Raw genomic sequence first — 18,886 nt, 5'->3', positions numbered from 1 at the left:
CAATCTTGGACACGATCACCTATCTCGAAAACGGCGAAACCTTCACCGTCAGCTTTGCCGAACTACTGAACTATCACGGCACCACCTTTCCGGGCGGCGTGGCGCATGGCCTGAAAGTGATGCAACGCGCCTTTCCGCTGCTCGACGAGGGCCGGCCGATCGAGCGCCGCGAGGTGCGCATCGATACGGCGTTTCCCGGCCCCGGCGGCCGCGACGCCATCGAATTCGTCACGCGCGCCCTGACGGACGACCGCTACACGGTTGACCGGTCGCTCGGTTGGGATGGCATCGAGGAAAGCCCCAAGGGCAAATACTACTTCCGCTTCACCTATCGGGGTACCGTCGTTGAGGTGACGATCCGTCCCGGCCATGTCCGCCCCGAGTTTATCACGCTGGCTCGCAAGGAGGACAGGACAGCCGAAGACGAGATACAGCTTGCCGCGTTGAAGCGCGAAATGGGTGATCGTCTGGTGCCACTCTCTCCCGAGGATGTCTATGACGCCAAGGTCAGCCGTGCCTGAGCACTGTTCCACCGAGGGCGGGCGTCGTGAATGGATGGGGGTGCTTGCCCGCGCCCCTATCGACCTCTTGAGATCGGCCTTCGACGGCAGCCGGCAGCGCCATGCGGCGCGCCGGTTTGTCGGACCGGAGGTCGGCCTTCTTCAGTTGTGTGCGAAAGCGCCCGTGACGGGAACGCCCTTCCATCTCGGCGAGGCGACCATGACGCGCTGCATCGTGGAGATCGACGGTCGGCGCGGTTATGCCGTGGTGCTCGGCCGCGATCCGGAGCGGGCTGAACTCGCCGCCTTCTTCGACGCGCTGCTGCAGGATCCGCAGTCGCACGCCCTGCTCGCATTGGAGCTGCTGCAGCCGGCCGAAGACGCCATCATGGCGCGGCGATGCCGCAAGGCCGAGGAGGCGCAGAAGACGGCGGCGCATTTCTTCACCGCGGCGAGACAAGGAAGTGCACCGTGAAAATCGAGATCGACCGGCGAGGCACGGATCGTATCCACGAGGACCAGCGCGTATTCCGCCGGCTTCTGGAAGCCTTCTCCTACCCCGGCAAAGTCGTGGTCCTTGCTGAAGGCAAGGCGGCGCACGCGGTCGTTCTGTCAACATTGGCCGACACTACGACACCGCTCTGGATCGACGAAAGCTTCGTGGATATTCGGGATCGCGCAATCGCGGCGCGGTGGCCGATGGTGGATAGAAAGTCCTGCACCTTTGCCCTCTGTCGTGGCGAGATGCTGGATCGGATCGATATCTTTCCGAAGGGAAGCCCGGCCGACCCGCATCTTTCCGCCACGGTCATTGCGGAGGTCACGGGCCTTTCGGGCGGTGCGGCGCTCAACCTTTCGGGGCCGGGAATCGGACCCGGGGGTCGGACCCTCGCCCCCCTTGGCCTGCCGGCGACGTTTCTCGCGCAATGGACGTGCAACAACGCTGCCTATCCGCTCGGCGTCGACCTCATCCTGACGGCGGGAGATTGGTGCGCCTGCCTTCCCCGTAGCGTGAGGCTGGAGATATCCGATGTACGTTCCCGTTAAGGGCGGCGAGGCCGCTATCGCTGCAAGTCTTGATGCGCTGGCGCGCAGGCGTCGGGGTGATCCCTCCGTGCCGGAGCTCACGGTTGCCCAGATAGGTGAGCAGATGCGCGGTGCAGTGGACAGGGTTATGACCGAAGGTGCGCTTTACGATCGGGACCTCGCAGCCCTTGCGCTTAAACAGGCACAGGGCGACGTGGCAGAGGCGACGTTCCTGCTGCGCGCCCATCGTGCGACCTTGCGGCGTATGGGCCATAGCGCGCCTATCGACTTTTCGGCCATCCGTCACGACCGGCATATCTCAGCCGCGGTGAAGGAACTGCCGGGCGGCCAGATTCTGGGGGCGACCTACGACTATACCCACCGGCTGCTCGATTTCTCGCTCATGGAGGAGGCGGCTTTTTTTCCTCTTCCCGAGGAGGTTGCGAGCACTCCATGCGCGCCTTCCTCATCCCGCTGCCGCGATCGCCTTCCCGGGGAGAGTCAGGAGCGGGAGGAGGCGCCGGTCGACATCACGCGGGTGCCGCTGCGTCCTCCCTACGGTGCATCCGAAACGCTCGGCCATCTGGTGCGGGGCGAGGAAGGCTTCTTGACGGGCATTGCCTATACGCGCCTTCGCACCGCCGGCGCGTCCCATCCCTATGTCGAGGAGCTTTCCGCAGGGGAAGTCGAGGTTTTCGTCGAGTTGGAGGAGCTCGGCCTCACCGTCTCTGTCGGCGATATCGAGGTGACGGCCTGCCGCATGGTGGCCCCGGTACTCGACGGGCGGCAATCGCATCTGTCCCCGGGCTTCGGCGTTGCCTTCGGCGCCAACGAGCGCAAGGCCGTGGCGATGGCGACAGTCGATCAGGCGATGAAATCTGGGCTCGACCCGGACCTGGTGCTGACGCATGGCGACGGGGTCGAGGCGAGCGGCTACGTCTCGCATCTCAAGCTGCCGCACTACTCCGATTTCCAGGCCGATCTCGAAACGATCCGGAGGCTTGCCGACGATGACTGAGACCTTCGCCTATCTCGATGAAGACAGCAAACGCTCCGTCCGTCGTACCATTCTGAAGGCACTAGCCGTTCCCGGTTACCAGGTGCCCTTCATCGCGCCGGAAATGCCGATCGCCTATGGTTGGGGTGTTGGCGGCATGGTCGTGACCGCAAGCCTCATCGGTGCAGACGACCGTCTGAAAGTGACCGACCACGGCTCCGACGAGACCGTGAATGCCGTCAATATCCGCGCCTTCTTCACGCGCACCGCCTTCGTTGCCACCACGACCCGGACCCGTGAGGCAACGCTGATCCAGGTCCGCCAGCGCGTGCCCGAGGCGATGCTCGCAGAGGGACAGGTCGTCGTCTACCAGGTGCCGCGGCCGGACCCGCTGCGCGCCTTCGTCAATTCAGCCGGCGAGGCGGCCCGCATGCACGCGGCATCTGACTACGGTCGGGTCTATACGCGGCTCTTCGAGGAGAGGGCGGGAAGCGGAAGCGTCGCCCAGCCCGGCTATGACTATCCCGTCATGGTGGAAGGTCGCTATCTGATGTCACCTTCTCCTATCCCCAAGCGCGACAATGTCCGCCTCGACAATTCACCGGCCATCCAGATCTTCGGCGCGGCACGCGAACGCCGACTCTATGCGCTGCCACCCTATACGCGCGTGGAAAGCATCGCCTTCGAGGACGTTCCCTTTAACACCAGTCATCCCTCGGACGGACGGCAATGCGTGATATGCGGGTGCGCCACGAGCCATCTCGACCACCTTCTCCTCAAGGACGACGGAACGAGCGAATGGGTCTGCTCCGACACGGAATGCTGTGCCGAGCGTGCGGAGGAAGCCGCCAGTGCCTGACCTACCGCAGCCCCTCCTGACGCTTGACCATATCTCCTTCGGCGGGCGCATCGTGCGAGGTGCTTCGCTTTCGCTCTATCCAGGCGAGGTTCTTTGTCTCGTTGGAAAATCCGGCGCGGGAAAGTCGACAATGCTGCGCACGGCGGCCGGATGCCTGCCTCCGACGAAGGGTCAGGTCCTGCTCTCCGTCGATGACGGGACGCCGCTGTCTCTCTACGATCTGCCGGAGCAGGCCCTCGTCCCGCTCCGCCGCCGGCGGTTCGGCTTCGTCGCACAGGATGCCCGCGAGACGCTCGACCTGGCCGCGAGCGCTGCCGCCAACATCGCCCAGACGCTCTTCGACAATGGCGAACGCCACTTCGGCCGGGCCTTGGAGGCTGCACGGCACTGGTTTGGGGCACTGGACCTTGATGAAGCGCGGATGCGGGACCTGCCAGGCGCCTTTTCCGGCGGCAAGCAGCAGCGGCTGCAAATCGCTCGCGCGCTCGTGCACGAGCCGGACATCCTGCTCCTGGACGAACCGACGACGGGCCTCGACACGTCCGCCCAGGCGCGGCTCCTGAGGCTCTTGTCCGAACTCCAGCGCCGGACGGGCGTGGCGATGCTGCTCGTGACCCACGACTTGCGCATAGCCCGACTCCTCGCGCACCGCGTCATCGTTCTGCACGAGGGGCGGATCGTCGAGGAAGCGCCGCCGGACCGATTGGTTGCCGATCCCTGCCATCCAGCAAGTCGCGATCTCGTCGCGTCGATGATTTGAGTGTTCGAATGACGATCCTGTGTGTCGAAGGCCTTGCGAAACGTTATGGCGACCGGACAATCGGCCCGGCGACCTTCACGCTGACGGCGGGCGAGGTGGGACTGGTCGTCGGCGGCTCGGGCTCGGGAAAATCGACGCTGCTGGACCTTATCTACGGTACTCGCGTGGCGAGCGCGGGCACGGCGATCCTGGATACCGGCGGGTGGCGGCGCGATCTTCTCACCCTTTCCGTGGTGGAACTGATCTCGATCAGGCGTTCGACCATTGGCTATTGCACGCAGTTTCTGACAGCTATTCCGGGCAAGTCCGGACTCGACCTTGCCCGAGAGATGGCCGCGCCCGGCACTTGCCTCACCGAAATAGAAGGGCTCTTTGAGCAGTTGGCGCTGCCGCCACATATCTGGGACCTGCCTGCCGTGACCTGGTCCGGTGGAGAGAAGCAACGTCTCAACATCGCGCTCGCCGCCTTGCGGCGACCGCGAATACTTCTACTCGATGAGCCCTTCGCCTCGCTCGATCGACCGCTGCACCCCCATCATTTGGTCTTTCCTATCGGACTTGGCGAGAGCGGGCACCGCGTCGCTCATCGGCGTGCACCAAACCGAGGACGGCATCCCAACGGCAAGGACAGCGATCTCACTGGATCTAACAAAAGGGTAGCGTCCGCGCACGTGGTGTAATTTCGGAGGCGCATTGAGGCGGAATCGGCGGTGGAGAATGAGCTGCCGTATTCGTTGAGCGCAAGGTGGGCACCGGGCCTGTCGGAGAAGGTGGAGTTGCAAGACTTCAACCAGCCGAAAGGAACCCCGATGACCGACGACAGATTAGCTCTTTCCGAGCTTGCCGCGAAGAGCGGCGACAGCGATTTCCTGCGGGCCATTGCCGAAAGCGTGCTGCAACTGATCATGGAGGCCGACGTGGATGGCCTGATCGGCGCTGGGCGCTATGAACGTGGCGATGGCCGCCAGACCTGGCGCAACGGCTACCGCGACCGCTCCCTCGACACCCGGCTCGGCACGCTCAACCTGAAGATACCGAAGATGCGGCAGGGAGCCTACTTTCCCGGCTTCCTGGAGCCAAGGAAGATGGTGGAGAAGGCACTGGTGGCCGTCATCCAGGAGGCCTGGATCAACGGCGTTTCGACGCGCAAGGTCGATGAGCTGGTGCAGGCCATGGGCATGACGGGGATTTCCAAATCCTCCGTTTCCAAGCGTCGGCAGCCGGGATACGGCCTTTCCGCTTCCGCGCGGCCGGGGCGACGAGTTTCATCATGGATCGCCGGCGCCTGATCCGCGCGGGATGCCGAAGCCGCGCGATATGTTCGACCCGTATGGGCATATCGATGAGATCAACGTGAAGACGCGGGATTTTCGATGATCGCTGCGAACCCTACATGGAGAGAGTGCTTTCGATTGGGCTTTGATAGACACGCCCCCTGCTTCGTTGTCCATCCGGACTGTTTTCTTTCCAGTTGCGGCGCTTTTTGCGCAAAGCTGATGCAAACTGCCATGGCGTAGGACTGTCTCGCCGTTGTTGTTGGGATCAATTGACGATGGGACTGTAAGGCCCGGTGTCTGTCAGCAACGTCCCCGCCCAAAAAAGACGGTTTCCGCCTTCGGCAAACCCTCCGTCTTTTTGTGTTCTCCGCCGTCCTTCGCTTCGCTGCGGCCCCGAAGGGTGCAGTCATCCTTTTCCGGTCCTTCCTGGCGTCCCTGTCAATTCGATCAAACAACGGAGACATACCAATGGCAGACCTGATCAACTTCATCCGCTTCAACGACAACGGCACTTTGGAAGGCAACATCGCCGCGCTGGACTTCGACTTCGACATCACCGGCGAAGAGCTCAACAGCACGAACCCGAAAGCGCCTGTCTACCGCTTGTATGGCGTGTCCCCGCGAGGCCGGAAGATCGAGGTTGGCGGCATCTGGCGTCAGACGAACCAGAACGGCGAAGAGTACCTGCAGCTGACTGCTGCGACCCCGAGCCGGGCCTTCCGTGCAAACCTCGGCAAATTTCCCGGCCAAGACGACGATGACCTGCTGACCGTGATCCCCTGGAGCTAAGGCTCCACCGGCGCGGCGGTATCCGCCGCGCCGGTTCTGGCAAATCCGGGCCGGCCCGAATAGTCCGCACTTGTGTCCCAGCTCTACTCAAATTAAGTATCATGCCTTGAGAAATGCCCGCCATTATCAAGTCAACGACCGACACCCGTGGGGGTGTCGTGGTTCATGACGGGCGTTGACGCATATAGAAGAAGCACTATGTGGGCTTTAATAGCTGTCGCGAGAGAATGACCAGAGACGAAATCATCAAAGGATTGGGCGCGCAACCGCATGACCCGTTTGTGTGGTTCGACGGACCACCTGTACTGGAGCAGATTCCGCCTGGTACAGTGGGCGTGAACTCGATCAAGATTGCGAGTGTCATCGAGAACCGGCCAAGCCGGTATGTGAATCTGTTGCCCATGTTGCGAATGAGCCTGATCGGGCTGATCTATGATCCGCAGCTCGATGGCGGCATCCTGCCTCTCCAAATGCTTGCCGACCGTCTTGGTGTCAGCCGGTTTACGATCCCGCGCAACTGCGTCGTGCTCGAGGAAATGGGGCTGTTCTATAAGGTCACGAAGAACGGCCGCTACGCTGTCGAGCCTGATACGGCGTTGGTCGTGTTTCATGACCTGTTCGTTCCGTTGCCAGCGAAACGGCTCCGCAAAGACGATTGAGGCACCCGATAACCGGGTCAAACATATAAAAAACAAGAGAATTATTCTTCTGGTTCTGGTAAAGTTGGCGTGGTCAATAGACCTACGCTGGATTTGTCGACCAAGAGCGAGAGTGGATAGCAGGACCGTGCCGGTTCAAGGGTTGAGAGATTCCAGGAAGACCGGCCTGACTGCAAAACCTCACCGATCTGAAGAAGGAAAAGACCATGGCGAGCACCCTTGAAAAGACGCGCATCTCCGATGCCGAAATGGAACAGCGACGCCGGCTGGTCGACAGCGCCGATCATTCCAATACCATGGAAGGCCTGAAGCGCGATCCTGCCACCGACCACATTTTCGAGGCTTTCATTCGCGGCGAGATCGAGGCCACCGACATCGTTCCGATGCTCAAAGAGTTCCGCGCCGCCAACGGATGACGAACTACGCTTACGAAAACGGCACCCTCAAGAACATCGATGGCTTGACCGATCCCGACAAGCTCTCTGCCGTTGAGGCGGAACGGGTCGCGGGCCGGCTGATCGAACTGCGTCTTGGGGGCGGGCCGCAGCCGACCTTTGATACGCGGCACCTGAAAGCGCTTCACCATCATCTTTTTCAGGACGTCTATGAATGGGCCGGGCGCACCCGAGACGAGCGGGTTCAGCTTTCTGATGGCACTGTCGCGACAATGCCGACCATGCAGAAGATCGACGGCGAGCAATTCGCGATCGGTCCGGCCATTTCCAGCGCACTGGACCGATTTTCCGAGGACCTGTGCGGTCAGAACTTCCTGCGCGGTTTCAATAGGGAGACGTTTGCCGACCAGGCCGCAGTTTACTTCAATCGGCTCAACTCGATTCATCCGTTTCGCGAGGGCAATGGCCGGACGCAGAGGGAGTTCATGATCGCGCTGGCGAGGAACGCCGGTCACGAACTGAACTTTGATGTCGTGTCGGCCGAGCGCATGGCGCAGGCCAGCATTGCCGGTCATGAACGCGGCGATGTCGATGCCTTCAAGCGAATGTTCCGCGAGATTTCTGATCCGGAACGTGTGCAGGCGCTGGAGAAGGCGCAGAAGTTCCTGACCTCGCAAGGCTTTGACTGGCAAAATCGCTATATGGCAACGACCGAGCCTGGCCGCCGCTATGATGGCGTTCTTGTCGGGGTTGGTGGGTCGGATTTCATGATGCATGACAAGAAGAATATTCTCGTCGGCAAGACAAAGGACCTGCCACGGCCGTTGCCCGAGCAAGGCCAGCATGTCGTGTTCGAAACGCCACAGAAGACCCCCGCGAACGCCCGAGAGAGTAGGGGGCGTGACGACGACTTTGGGCACGGCCTCGGCTAGAATCCCATCTTCGCGGTCTCGCGGCGTAGATTGCCGGTTGGACGCCGGATTCGGTCGCGGCCGTTGAGGCCGCGGTTCTCTTCTTTTTCTGCCGGGATAGCGAACGGCTCCTTGGTGAGCGTCAATGACGAACGGTTCCCCCATCAATTTTGCCGCTGCCCTGCGGGCAGTAACAAAATCGGCACCCCCATCCTCCGGCGCTGCCGGTCGCTTCGCGATCATTGACACTGCCCTGCGATCACCCGTGTCCGGTTTCCGTTAACAAAAGGAGACGGAAACATGACGACCATCGATCAGATCAATGAACTTCGCACCGAGCTGATGAACTGCGACTTCTCGAAGGGCGAGCGGCAGGATGCTGAAGCAGAACTTGAAAAGCTTGAAGCACTGGTAGCGGCAGAGGAGCGTCAGTTTGAGCAGGACATGGCGGCTTGGAACGCTGACCTCGAATGAGGCCAGTTTCAGGAAGGCTGTCAGCCTTCCTGTTCTCTGGCCGACACCCGAAAAGCCGAATATTTTGAGCGCGGAAGCTGCTATTGCGCGCGCTAGTTCAAAAAAGAAAGCTCAAAGCCAGGAAAACCATTGAACCGACAAATCGAGCATTGCTGAATGAACAGGTGACATGAGCAGGCTGTGACTTATAGTTTGCAATTTAGTCCAGTGTGACCTATAGTAGGCATATGGTCGAGTTAATCAAAACGGCAACATTTGATCACTGGCTTTCGAGCCTGAAGGATCGAACTGTGGCCGCAAAGGTCGCCGCTCGCCTCGTGCGACTTTCAATGGGCAATCCCGGTGATGTGCAGCCCGTGGGATCGGGGATTTCCGAGCTCCGAATTCACTACGGCAAGGGATATCGCGTTTACTATATGAGGCGCGGCGAGTTGATTATCGTTTTGCTTTGCGGTGGCGACAAGTCGACGCAGAAAAAGGACATCAAGGCCGCAAAAATGCTGGCCGACGAATGGAAGGATTGAAACTATGGCAAAGGAAGTTTTTAGCCGTTTCGATGCGGCCGATTACCTGAAAACCAACGAGGATATTGCCGCCTTCCTGGATGCCGCGATGGAAGAAGGGGGAGACGACCCTGAATATATCGCTGTCGTTCTTGGAACCATTGCGCGGGCGCGCAATATGAGCCAGTTGGCGCGTGACACCGGGCTTTCTCGGGAAGGTCTTTCACGCGCGCTTTCCGGCAACGGGAACCCGACAATGGCAACTTTGATGAAAGTGGCCAAAGCGCTCGATCTTAAAATTCAGGTTGTTCCAGCCGTGTCTGCAGGAGCAGCTTCGAGCGCTTCAGAACATCGAGCCGCTTCCTAAGTGTATTTCTGCCGACCTGCTGCGCGGAAGGCCGTTTGATGCCTGTTGATGGCGTGACCACCGTGCGTGAACCACGCGTCAGCCGCGGTAGCCGCGCTTGCGCTTGCTTTGCTCCAGAATGGCGAGTGCGTCATGGGCCTGTCCGGCCGAGGTGAACCAATCGAGCTTCAGTTGACCGCTGGTTCCGATCCGGCCCCAGCGGCGCACAAGGCACCAGTCTCCGAACAGGCCGCCCTCGATGCTGAGATGATAGAACCGCCACTTGTTCGTGGCCGGCTCGATGCGGCGCAGGAGCACTTCTGTCGGGAAAAGGTCAAACTGTCCCAGCATCTTCAGATCCCCGGCAATCGTTCATCGAACAGGTCGAGCGTGTCGCCTTCTACCATCGTTGTATTCCTGGGCGTGCCGACCGGCTCCATTCCCTTGAGAACGTCAATGGCCTGTTTCGGATAGTTTGCGTCACTGTCCGTCTGACCGGTCTCAGTATCGTCGTCAGTCGTGAAACCTTCAACTCGGCTGGCAGTGATAAGGTCGAGGGTCCATTGCGCTGGCGCTTGGGCATCGCGCGCATGGGGGAGGGTGGTATAGGGAACGCGCACCTTGTAGACGTCCTCGCCAATGCCGGTGACGAGGACATCGATACCGTTCTTGCGAGGCCCGAGTTGCGTCTCGAATTCGGAGCGCTCAATCGTGTTCTCGCGCCGCTCGTCGCGCACCCATTCCAACCCGTTTCCTCTCGGCTCACGACGATTATAGACCACTGTGGCCTGACCGACATCGCTTTCAAGTCGCTGAGCGGTCGGCCCCGAATTCACCTTGGCGATGATCTTCGTTCCGACGATCGACATCCACGCATCTGCGCGTTCGCGCCCATAGGTGTCACGGATCTGTGCGATATCCTGCACGCCGAGACAGACGCAAACACCTTTCGACCGTCCGATATCCAGCAGCGCCGAAAACCGGCTGATCTTCGGCAGCTGGGCAAACTCATCGACGAAAAACCAGATGCGACGGAGCTTGGCGTCGCCAAGTTCCGGATCGGACACGATGCCGGAGGCAATGGTAAGAAACGCACTGATCCAGCCGTCAGACTGGTCAGAAAACCGGCCGGACTTTTGCAGGATGACGGTGCGCCGATCTGTTTTGTAGAGCAGCCAGTCGCGCAACGAAAAACGTTCCAGACCTTCATAATTCGCCCAGGCCGTTGCAAGCAGACGCAGCGTGTTCGTATCAGCGGTGAGCGTCGAAAGCGTCGAGGCGACTTGTCGATAGTCAGCGTCCAGAAATCGAACTGCATCGGGATGATAGCGATGCGCGACCTCAAGAAGTTCAAGATGGTCACGGCGCGTCTCGGCTACCAGATCGGCCCACGTCCACCTTCCAGGGTTCTCATGCATAAGGCGTATGGTGCACGCGGCCAGCACGGCACGAGCCGAGTTGGAAAAGAACCGATCTCTTGATTCAGGGATCAGTCGCGTGGCCAGCTCAACGGCATCCTCTGCAATGCGCAGATCCTTGGCGATATCCCAAACATGGGAACGCCGATCCTGCGGAGCAATGATGATTGGCTGCACCTTGGAGCCATTTGGCTTGATCGTTGGAGGCAGCTTCTCGGTAAAGTCTCCCTTGATATCGAAGACGAGAACCTTGTCATGTCGCGCGATCGCGGAGACGATCAGCCCGATCATGGTCTGTGTCTTGCCGCCGCCAATGGAGCCAAAGATGATGAAGTGTCGCACCTCACGTTCGAGCGCCAGCCGCCATCCATTGAACCAGTGCAGGCCGTCTCTGCTGTCGATTTTTTCCGCCTTTGCGGCCCGCAGCAGTTCGGGCATTCCGGCGACAGTTCGGCCGGATTTGATCCATTTATCCGGCGGCATGAGGAAGGCAATATAGCCGCCGATCGAAATAGCAATGATGCCCGCCACAAGCGTGGCAGCCACCAACCATTGCAGTTTAACCAGATCGGCCGGGACGTAGCCAAGAGCCTGAGTAAAGCGACTGCGGCAAAGATCGGAGGACCAGAATTTGAGGCAGTCGATCGCCTGCGAAAACGATAGGCGGTAGGCCGATCCGCTCGTGGCGTTCCATGAACGAAGCGCAAAAAAATAAACCCAGACAAGTGCCGAAATGCCCACAAGGAAGAGACCGGCATAGAGCAGAATAGCAAATTCGGAACGTCTGGGTTTGGTGATCATTGGCGCAACGCCTCGCGACCCAGCTTGATCATTTGTTCGCGAAGTCGAGCGTCACCCTTTCTCCGATTTCCTGTCAGCAGAACGCCAAGAATGTAGGCGCGGTCCTCATCTCCGAGGTTTGCTTTGATGACCAGTCCACCAAGCTCGATCTTCTGGCGGGTGTCTTCGCTTCGTTCGCGCTTGCGCATTTTTCTATACTCGCTTTGCAGGTTGCTAAGCGTTCTGCGCAACGTCAGAAGGTCGCTGCTCATTCTTCCGCCCGGAACGAAAGGAGTGAACCATCTCGGCAAATGCCGCCTCAAGTTCATTCTCCGAAAGATCAAGGGTTTCGACGCCGGCCTTCATGGCGACTTGTCCAATCCTGAGCGCTTCCTTGTCTTCAGCTTCACGCAGCTGCTTTTGCAGAGTTCTGATCTGGTCACGGATCGCGGAAGGGGATTTGGCGCGGGCCATGTCTTTTCTCCTTTTCGGCATTGAACGGTGAGAAGATTGCAGAGATGTTCTGTGTTTGTAAACACCGATGATGCATCAAAATGGACCCATCAAGTGTTAGGTGGATCGGCGCAGCCGATGCCGCACTCCGTCATGCGAACAAAACGATGGTTTTGTTAAATGCGCACTTATACATTGTTTTCAACAATGTAAGATGGTAGGTCCGTTCCATGGCGATCTATCATTTGCGCGCTCATCAGATCTCTCGTGGTAAAGGGCAGAGTGCGGTTGCTGCGGCTGCATACCGCCACGCGACACATATGAACGTCGCGCGCTCCGGAGAGATTGCCGACTACAGTCGAAAGAAGGGCTGTATCCACAGTGAAGTCGTGTTGCCCGAAGGTGCGCCGCGGTGGATACATGCCTGGCATGATCGATATTCGCCACATGAGTTTGCCGAGCGTTTCTGGAACCGTGTAGAAGCCAGTGAACAGCGCGATGACGCCCAGCTCGCGCATGAGTTCGTCGTCGCACTGCCCGTTGAGTTGTCCGTAGAGCAGAATAAGGCTCTGGTTCGTGACTTTGTGCGCAATCAGTTTGCGGCGCGTGGGCAGGTCGCAGATTGGAATTATCACGACGCTACAGGCAATCCGCATGTTCACATCATGGTTTCGTTGCGGCCGCTGACCGAGACAGGCTTTGGGCCAAAACGGGTTCCGGTTCTTGATGGTGACGGTGAACCGGTCCGAAGGCCGCCAAAGGTGGAGGGTCAAAAAGGGGAAATCGTCTATCGCCACTTCGCGGGTTGGAAGGATCGGCTTCCCGAGATCCGCGCGGCGTGGTCACAGGAGGTCAATCGTCATTTGGTCGAGCATGGCTATGATGTGACGGTTGATCATCGCAGCTTTGAAGATCGGGACATTCCGCTGGAGCCGACGACGCATCGCGGTCCCGCCGTTGACGACATGGAGGCGCGCGGCATTCAGACCGAGATGGTGCAGCAGCACCAACAGGTCATGCATGAGAATTTCCGCAAGCTGGCGGAAGATCCTTCGCTTGTTTTGAAAATGATCACGGCGGAAAAGTCCGTGTTCGATGAGCGCGATGTTGCAAAGTTGATCCACCGGTATGCGTCAACGTCTGAAGAATTTACCGGGCTTTTCCTCCGGGTTGGCGCGCTCGAAAACCTTGTGACGCTTTCTCAGGAAATCCGCGACCCGTTCACGAACAAGCTTCTTGAACGGGAGAAGCTGACGACACGAGAAGTTCTGCAGATGGAAGCGAGTATGATTGACGGCGTCCGCCAGCGTGCGACGGATCAGTCTTTCGGCGCCCTACCGCGTCACGTTGACAAGGCGATCACGGACTTCTCGAAGTCGCATGGGTTTTCCCTTTCGGACGAACAGGCAATGGTTGTTCACGCCGTCGCTTCCGATCGCGGCGTATCGACGGTGGTCGGCTATGCGGGCGCGGGTAAGTCCACGGTGATGGATGTCGTGCGTCAGGTTTACGAAGGGCAGGGACGTCGTGTGGTTGGCGGTGCGCTTGCCGGCAAGGCGGCCGAGGGCTTGTCTGAATCGGCGGGTATCGAGAGCCGGACGCTCGCGTCCTGGCGAATGTCCTGGGAGCACGATAAACGCCGCCTTCAAAAAGGCGACGTGTTCGTTCTTGATGAAGCCGGAATGGTCTCATCAAACGACATGGCGATGTTGGTTGATGCGGTGAACGCTGCACAGGCCAAGCTTATTCTTGTCGGAGATGCGCGGCAGCTTCAGCCTATTCAGGCTGGCGCTGCGTTTCGCGCCATTGCCGATAATACCGGGTTTGTCGAACTGACGGAGGTGCGCCGTCAAAGCGAAACATGGATGCGGGACGCTTCCCTCGCATTCGGGCGCGGTGAGAGCCGCGCGGCGCTTGAAGCTTATGCAGACAACGGGCACATTCGTCTTCAGGGCCATCGTGACGATGCCATGTCCGAGTTGGTTGGTGCGTGGGGAGCTGATTGGCGCGCCGGCGCCGATACGCTGATGCTGGCGCACACCAAGGACGCGGTGTTCAGTCTGAATGAGCGGGCACGCCAGACCATCAAAGCCCACGGGGGGCTTCAAAACGAAGTGTCGTTTGACGCGGTGCGTGGCCCGCGCGCTTTCGCCGTTGGCGACCGGCTGTTGTTCCTGGAAAACAATCGTGACCTTGGCGTCAAGAACGGAATGCTGGCAACCGTTGAGAAAACGAATGACGGCATTCTTGACGTTCGGCTCGACAACGGCAGGACCGTTTCGGTCAACCATGAGCATTACAACAACGTTGATTATGGCTACGCGACGACGATCCATAAGTCGCAAGGGTCGACCGTCGATCGGGTGCATGTGCTTGCCACACAGATGATGGATGCCCAGCTTTCCTATGTCGCGCTTTCGCGTCATCGCGAGGCGGTCACGCTTTATGCCGGACGGAATGACTTTCCTGAAACCAGGGATTTGCTGGACACGCTGTCGCGCGATCGGCTCAAGGATTCTACGCTGGCCTATGAGCATACGCCCGACTATCAGCTCGAACGTGACGCGTTTGTGCGTCGGCGCGACCTTCCGGACATTGGCGAATTGCGCGGTCTTTGGCGTCGATCACTCGATGCCATGCGTTCGCGGTTCTCGGATGTTGCGGAACGGTTCAGGACTATTTCCGAACGGCTTTCGCTTGCGCGTCCGCAAGCGGTTGAAGTCTCGCCGAATGTCCCGCCTGCCGAAGGCGCCCGGCCTGTTGAAGCTGAAAGTGAAATCAGGCTTCCCGAATTGACGCCAGCGGTCAGTCAGGCGCTTTCGCGGCTTTCGGAAGTGGACCACAACACGAAAGGCTACAGCGGCAAACGGGGACGCTGGTTCCGCGCTGCCGAAACCGAGCTGACGCAGATGTCGTCATCGGTCGATCTGGTCATGTTCAATGACCAGATCGCAGCGCTCGTTTCCCCGGTGGAAGTTCGATCTCTTGGTCGCAATCCGGATGAGGATAAGCTTCAGTCGCTTGTCGCGCATCTTCCGCCATTGGCGCAGACCTTCATCAAGGAAAACTGGCAGCTGGTGCATGTCGGTCAGCTGGCCGCCGCCGACAAGAACCGCGTGGATGTCGCGTCCGTCATGGTCACGGAGCGGCGCGATGCTGGCCTTGAGGCCGATTATGAAAAAGAACGGGCACGTTATCGCCTTCCGGATGAACCGCTTATTCCGGCCGTGACGCAATGGTCCGTTTCGGTCGAAGCTGTAGCCCGTGATCCGGCCAATTACGCGGCGGTCACCAAGTCGCTGCGCCAAACCGCGCTTACGAACATGGGCAAGGTCTGGCGCGATCCTGCCCCGATCCTCGACAGATTGGCCGCTGCGGTAATGAGTGGCGGTGATGTCACTCAGGTACTGAGAGCGATGGATGAGAACCCGGTATCGCTAGGCGAGCTGCATGGTAAAACAAGCCTCCTGGGGCGTCCTGATGATGAGCGGAAAGCAGCACTTGCGGCGGTGATGCCGGCAACCAGTAGCGCTGATGCCTTTATCGGGTCTTTGAGGGTGAGCATTGCGGGTGCCGAAAAGTTGGAAAGGAAGCTGCGGAGCCAGATGGCCGAGCCGGTTGGCGGGCTGTCTCCGGCCGCCAGGGACGTCGTGGCGTCTCTGTCGAAAGCTTCTAACCTACCGGAAGGCTCTGACGAACGTCGCGCGCTTGAAAGGGCGGCGATCGAAGACAGTGAAGCGGTCGGTCAACTGCGGGGTCTAGCGCGTGAGATCAGGGCACGGTTTGGTGACAGCAGCGGTGTGCCGGACCGAGACATGATCGCGCGTGCTATGCCGGATCTTTCTCCAGAAGAAAGATCGGGTATCTATCATGATGCCCGCCAGGTCTGCGCTGCCTATGACAGGTGTGTCGAGATCGATCGGACACAACGGCGCGAAATTCGTCTTGAGCACGCGAAGTCGCAGTATCATTCGATTGGGAGATAAGCGCTCCAAAATCGGCAAGAATGGTGACTAATCGCCCTTTTGTTCTCTTGGATGTTGCATCAAGGCGGCCAGTGTGGTGAATTGCAGATGTAATACGCTGCATTTTCCGCACCGCAAGAGGTTTCCCCATGCGCATCGCGATCAGCCTGGCACTGGCTGTGCTCGCTGGCTGTACCAGCACAAGAGACATCCCGTCGGATTCCCCTACGATCAATTACATCGACAACCAAGTCCATCTCGTTCGAAGCGAATTGAACGACGCAGCGCTCTATCAAAATGTCCTGGAACCGCGCGCAACGAATACGGTTGAGGTGCGCAATCCGGAGATTGCCCAAGGTCCGCTTATGAAGATCGTTGATGCCGAATGGCAGGGAACATTGGATGAGCTGACAACGCGGGTTGCCAGCGAAGTGGACTATAGCGTGTCAGCGTCCGGGGAAAGGTCCGGCGCTCCGATTTTGATCTCGACCAATTTCTACAATCTGACGGCTTTGGGATTGCTTCGGGAAGCCTACGGACAGGCGAAGGGGCGGGCGCGCCTTGTGATCGATCAGGGCGCCAGACATATGACGATCTATTACGCTCGCCCTGAGCAAAGCCCGATCCCGCATCAGGAGGACCTCAAGCCGTGAGCCAGCCCCTTTCTCACCGTCGCCTTCGTGCCATGACGCTGACAGGCATTCTTATGGCCGCGCTTTTGTCTTCATGCGCAACAATGAAGGACGAAACCCCGGAACCGCCGCCCATCCCGCAGCTCGGCGGCCCTGACGACCTCACCAGTCCGAGATATGCGCCTTTGTCCTACAAGCAGTTTGCTTCCCGGGCCAAACGCGGAAAACTTGGCGGGACCGAGGTTGAGGAGCAACGCTATTCGGTCCTTCGGGACGCTGCCCTTGCCTATGGGGCACAAGCAGGATTTGAGCGGCGCAGCTGGGAGATCATGAACGATCTGGAGCGTGAATCGGTCAAGCTCTCTGAAACCTTCAATTTCAACCGGGTCGCGTTCAAGGCGCCGCGGGAAACAGGCTACGTGTTGCCGCCGGTGATCACCCGCGCAACGGCTGCGATCAACGTCACCGACAACGGCCGCAAGAGCGTTGCCGCCGACGAATACTACCGCATCGAGGAGCCCGGCCGACTGGTCGCCATTCTGCCGACCTGGCGCGACTATCTGGTGTTGCCGCTCGATACGCCGCGCGAGCCTGACGATCGGCTGTTGCCGCAGGATGCTGATGAAACGAAAATCTGGTCGCAATATCTCGATGAAGGCTGGGCGCAAGGTGTGCAACAGGCCGATGCCGCTTTACAGGAAAACATGAACCTGTTGCGGCGTGACTATCTCGGGATGGTCGAGTATCGCAAGGCAGTGGAAGCCGGCCTTATTACCAACCTCGTGCTGAAGTCGAGCGAGACCCGCGCGGCCGGCGACGTCAACGAGCTCTATATTGGCGAGCGCCGTGTCGAGATCGATGATGCCGCCCGGTTTGTTAAAAACCCGGCCCGATGGAAGCCAATCCAGAGACGTTTTCAGGTGGCGAAGTAATGCCGGCGGTTGATCTATCGAATTTGACCGAAGACGCCTATGACCCACAGGAGCCCTATGCTCGCGTCCTGAACCATGAGCCGTTGCGCTTTGACGGCGATATGGAGCCGTTTCAGCAGTTGCTGGTCGGGGCCTCGATCAAAGGGGCGTCGGACATCAGGATACAGACCGACAGTCGTATCCGGATCAAGATGCACGGCACGCAGCATTTTGCGACGGCAAAGCCACTGAACGCTTCCGAGGTCTTGAGTATCCTGAGCCATATGTGGCGGTCGGAAGATGCGTTCAGCATCCTGCGTCAAGGGCGGCCCCTGGACTTCTCGTTCGAGGTTCCGATTGATCGTCACCGGCGTCAGCGTTTCCGCGTAAACGCCAAGGGCGTGATGAAAGGGGCTGGCGACGGCATTTCCATGACGATGCGGCCGTTGCCGACAAAGACGCCAACGATCGATGACGTCGGCCTCGACAGTGAGGTGCGCCCGTACATGTCGCCTCAGCATGGCATTGTCGTGGTCGCCGGCGCGACCGGCCAGGGAAAGTCCACGACGCTTGCCGGGATCACGCGCTTTCATCTTGAAAACACGGCTGATCCGAAAGCGATCGTCGATCTGCAGGCGCCTATCGAGTTCACCTATTCAGACGTGCTGACGGATCACAGCGACTGTGCATCCTCCATCGAGCAGTCGGAAATCGGCGAAGGTCGCAACCTGCCATCTTTCGGCGACGGGGTGTGGGCGGCGCTGCGCTGTGCGCCTGATATTATTTCGCTGGGCGAGGCCCGAGACAAAGCCTCCCTCGAGGGTTGCCTGGAGGCCAGTCTGACCGGCCACTTGGTGTACACCACCACGCATGCCGGATCGGTGGCGGAGGGCTTGCGGCGCATGGTCGTGAACTTCCCGGCCGAAGAACGCGATGCGCGCGCGTTCGACCTGATCACGTCGCTCCAGCTCTTTGTCGTTCAGCACCTGGTCCGCACCAGCGACCATCGCGGCCGAGTACCATTGCGCGAGTATCTGCTGTTTGACGACTATGTGCGCGATCAGTTTGTCTCGGCGCCTATCGGGGACTGGCCGAAGGTCGTGAGCCGTCTGATGCAGGAGTCGGCCGACCGCGTTCTTGCCCGCTCCATGCATGATGCGGCCCAACAGAACGTCGATGAGGGCAAGGTTTCGTATGACGACGTCAGGCGATTGCTGCCGCGCCACTGACG

General features: G+C 59.5%; 22 protein-coding genes and 1 pseudogene. 19 read left to right on the top strand and 4 right to left on the bottom strand.

The features are described 5' to 3' along the window. Positions 1–5 precede the first annotated feature (5 nt). From HQ843_RS28440 to HQ843_RS28370, 15 genes and pseudogenes are all read left to right on the top strand, one after another. On the top strand, positions 6–521 hold the full coding sequence (locus tag HQ843_RS28440; protein WP_106313149.1) for a hypothetical protein: 516 nt from the start codon (positions 6–8) through the stop codon (positions 519–521). Continuing rightward, complete coding sequence (phnG, locus tag HQ843_RS28435; protein ID WP_180902372.1) at positions 496–975, top strand: phosphonate C-P lyase system protein PhnG; 480 nt, start codon at positions 496–498, stop codon at positions 973–975. Before HQ843_RS28440 ends, phnG begins: the two co-directional genes overlap by 26 nt. Beyond that, positions 972–1,547: a phosphonate C-P lyase system protein PhnH gene (gene phnH, locus HQ843_RS28430; protein WP_180902373.1), complete on the top strand. Its 576-nt coding sequence runs from the start codon at positions 972–974 to the stop codon at positions 1,545–1,547. Before phnG ends, phnH begins: the two co-directional genes overlap by 4 nt. Further along, positions 1,531–2,544: a carbon-phosphorus lyase complex subunit PhnI gene (locus tag HQ843_RS28425; RefSeq protein ID WP_180902374.1), complete on the top strand. Its 1,014-nt coding sequence runs from the start codon at positions 1,531–1,533 to the stop codon at positions 2,542–2,544. Before phnH ends, HQ843_RS28425 begins: the two co-directional genes overlap by 17 nt. Further along, positions 2,537–3,382: an alpha-D-ribose 1-methylphosphonate 5-phosphate C-P-lyase PhnJ gene (locus HQ843_RS28420; RefSeq protein WP_180902375.1), complete on the top strand. Its 846-nt coding sequence runs from the start codon at positions 2,537–2,539 to the stop codon at positions 3,380–3,382. The genes HQ843_RS28425 and HQ843_RS28420 overlap by 8 nt, the downstream gene beginning before the upstream one ends. Next, positions 3,348–4,142, top strand: coding sequence for an ATP-binding cassette domain-containing protein (locus tag HQ843_RS28415; RefSeq protein ID WP_371824628.1), 795 nt, complete (start codon positions 3,348–3,350; stop codon positions 4,140–4,142). Before HQ843_RS28420 ends, HQ843_RS28415 begins: the two co-directional genes overlap by 35 nt. Before the next feature lie 8 nt (positions 4,143–4,150). Then, positions 4,151–4,822: an ATP-binding cassette domain-containing protein gene (locus HQ843_RS28410; protein WP_180903588.1), complete on the top strand. Its 672-nt coding sequence runs from the start codon at positions 4,151–4,153 to the stop codon at positions 4,820–4,822. A gap of 129 nt (positions 4,823–4,951) precedes the next feature. Further along, positions 4,952–5,353: pseudogene (locus tag HQ843_RS28405) on the top strand (transposase); the annotation flags it as partial. A gap of 534 nt (positions 5,354–5,887) precedes the next feature. Beyond that, the gene (locus HQ843_RS28400; protein ID WP_180902377.1) at positions 5,888–6,208 is read left to right on the top strand and encodes a DUF736 domain-containing protein; all 321 of its coding nucleotides are present in this window, start codon (positions 5,888–5,890) and stop codon (positions 6,206–6,208) included. Positions 6,209–6,435: 227 nt separating this feature from the next. Continuing rightward, positions 6,436–6,867, top strand: coding sequence for a hypothetical protein (locus HQ843_RS28395; RefSeq protein ID WP_132313747.1), 432 nt, complete (start codon positions 6,436–6,438; stop codon positions 6,865–6,867). Between the two features lie 206 nt (positions 6,868–7,073). Continuing rightward, complete coding sequence (locus tag HQ843_RS28390; protein ID WP_180902378.1) at positions 7,074–7,283, top strand: antitoxin VbhA family protein; 210 nt, start codon at positions 7,074–7,076, stop codon at positions 7,281–7,283. 44 nt (positions 7,284–7,327) lie between these two features. Continuing rightward, positions 7,328–8,194 carry a Fic/DOC family protein gene (locus HQ843_RS28385; protein ID WP_180902379.1) on the top strand — a complete coding sequence of 289 codons (867 nt, stop codon included), beginning with the start codon at positions 7,328–7,330 and terminating at the stop codon, positions 8,192–8,194. Positions 8,195–8,473: 279 nt separating this feature from the next. After that, positions 8,474–8,647, top strand: a complete 174-nt coding sequence (locus tag HQ843_RS28380; RefSeq protein ID WP_180902380.1) for a hypothetical protein — start codon at positions 8,474–8,476, stop codon at positions 8,645–8,647. 227 nt (positions 8,648–8,874) lie between these two features. After that, the gene (locus HQ843_RS28375) at positions 8,875–9,171 is read left to right on the top strand and encodes a type II toxin-antitoxin system RelE/ParE family toxin (RefSeq protein ID WP_180902553.1); all 297 of its coding nucleotides are present in this window, start codon (positions 8,875–8,877) and stop codon (positions 9,169–9,171) included. 4 nt (positions 9,172–9,175) lie between these two features. Continuing rightward, a complete protein-coding gene (locus HQ843_RS28370; protein WP_180902381.1) occupies positions 9,176–9,517 on the top strand; it encodes an addiction module antidote protein in 342 nt (113 codons plus the stop codon). Between the two features lie 78 nt (positions 9,518–9,595). Here HQ843_RS28370 and HQ843_RS28365 read toward each other — a convergent pair whose 3' ends face one another. From HQ843_RS28365 to HQ843_RS28350, 4 genes are read right to left on the bottom strand one after another with little or no spacing between them, the layout of a single operon-like run. Beyond that, positions 9,596–9,847 (bottom strand): WGR domain-containing protein, encoded by a 252-nt coding sequence (locus HQ843_RS28365; protein ID WP_180902382.1) that lies wholly within the window; start codon positions 9,845–9,847, stop codon positions 9,596–9,598. A gap of 2 nt (positions 9,848–9,849) precedes the next feature. Next, the gene (locus HQ843_RS28360) at positions 9,850–11,715 is read right to left on the bottom strand and encodes a type IV secretion system DNA-binding domain-containing protein (RefSeq protein ID WP_180902383.1); all 1,866 of its coding nucleotides are present in this window, start codon (positions 11,713–11,715) and stop codon (positions 9,850–9,852) included. Next, positions 11,712–11,966: a conjugal transfer protein TraD gene (locus tag HQ843_RS28355; RefSeq protein WP_371822218.1), complete on the bottom strand. Its 255-nt coding sequence runs from the start codon at positions 11,964–11,966 to the stop codon at positions 11,712–11,714. The genes HQ843_RS28360 and HQ843_RS28355 overlap by 4 nt, the downstream gene beginning before the upstream one ends. After that, complete coding sequence (locus tag HQ843_RS28350; RefSeq protein ID WP_180902384.1) at positions 11,929–12,168, bottom strand: TraC family protein; 240 nt, start codon at positions 12,166–12,168, stop codon at positions 11,929–11,931. The genes HQ843_RS28355 and HQ843_RS28350 overlap by 38 nt, the downstream gene beginning before the upstream one ends. 209 nt (positions 12,169–12,377) lie before the next feature. Here HQ843_RS28350 and traA point away from each other — a divergent pair, with 209 nt between their 5' ends. The 4 genes from traA to HQ843_RS28330 all read left to right on the top strand — a co-directional run bounded on the left by traA (position 12,378) and on the right by HQ843_RS28330 (position 18,884). Further along, positions 12,378–16,133, top strand: a complete 3,756-nt coding sequence (gene traA / locus HQ843_RS28345; RefSeq protein ID WP_180902385.1) for a Ti-type conjugative transfer relaxase TraA — start codon at positions 12,378–12,380, stop codon at positions 16,131–16,133. A 128-nt stretch (positions 16,134–16,261) separates the two neighbouring features. Further along, entirely contained in the window at positions 16,262–16,765 is a 504-nt protein-coding gene (locus HQ843_RS28340; protein WP_180902386.1) for a DotD/TraH family lipoprotein, read from the top strand. Positions 16,766–16,797: 32 nt separating this feature from the next. Next, positions 16,798–17,676 carry a type IV secretory system conjugative DNA transfer family protein gene (locus HQ843_RS28335; RefSeq protein ID WP_180902387.1) on the top strand — a complete coding sequence of 293 codons (879 nt, stop codon included), beginning with the start codon at positions 16,798–16,800 and terminating at the stop codon, positions 17,674–17,676. Next, positions 17,676–18,884, top strand: a complete 1,209-nt coding sequence (locus HQ843_RS28330; protein WP_180902388.1) for a type IV pilus twitching motility protein PilT — start codon at positions 17,676–17,678, stop codon at positions 18,882–18,884. Before HQ843_RS28335 ends, HQ843_RS28330 begins: the two co-directional genes overlap by 1 nt. The last annotated feature ends 2 nt before the right edge of the window (positions 18,885–18,886 follow it).

Source organism: Martelella sp. NC20 (assembly GCF_013459645.1).
Classification (GTDB): Bacteria; Pseudomonadota; Alphaproteobacteria; order Rhizobiales; family Rhizobiaceae; genus Martelella.
This window is presented reverse-complemented; position numbering and strand designations above follow the sequence as displayed.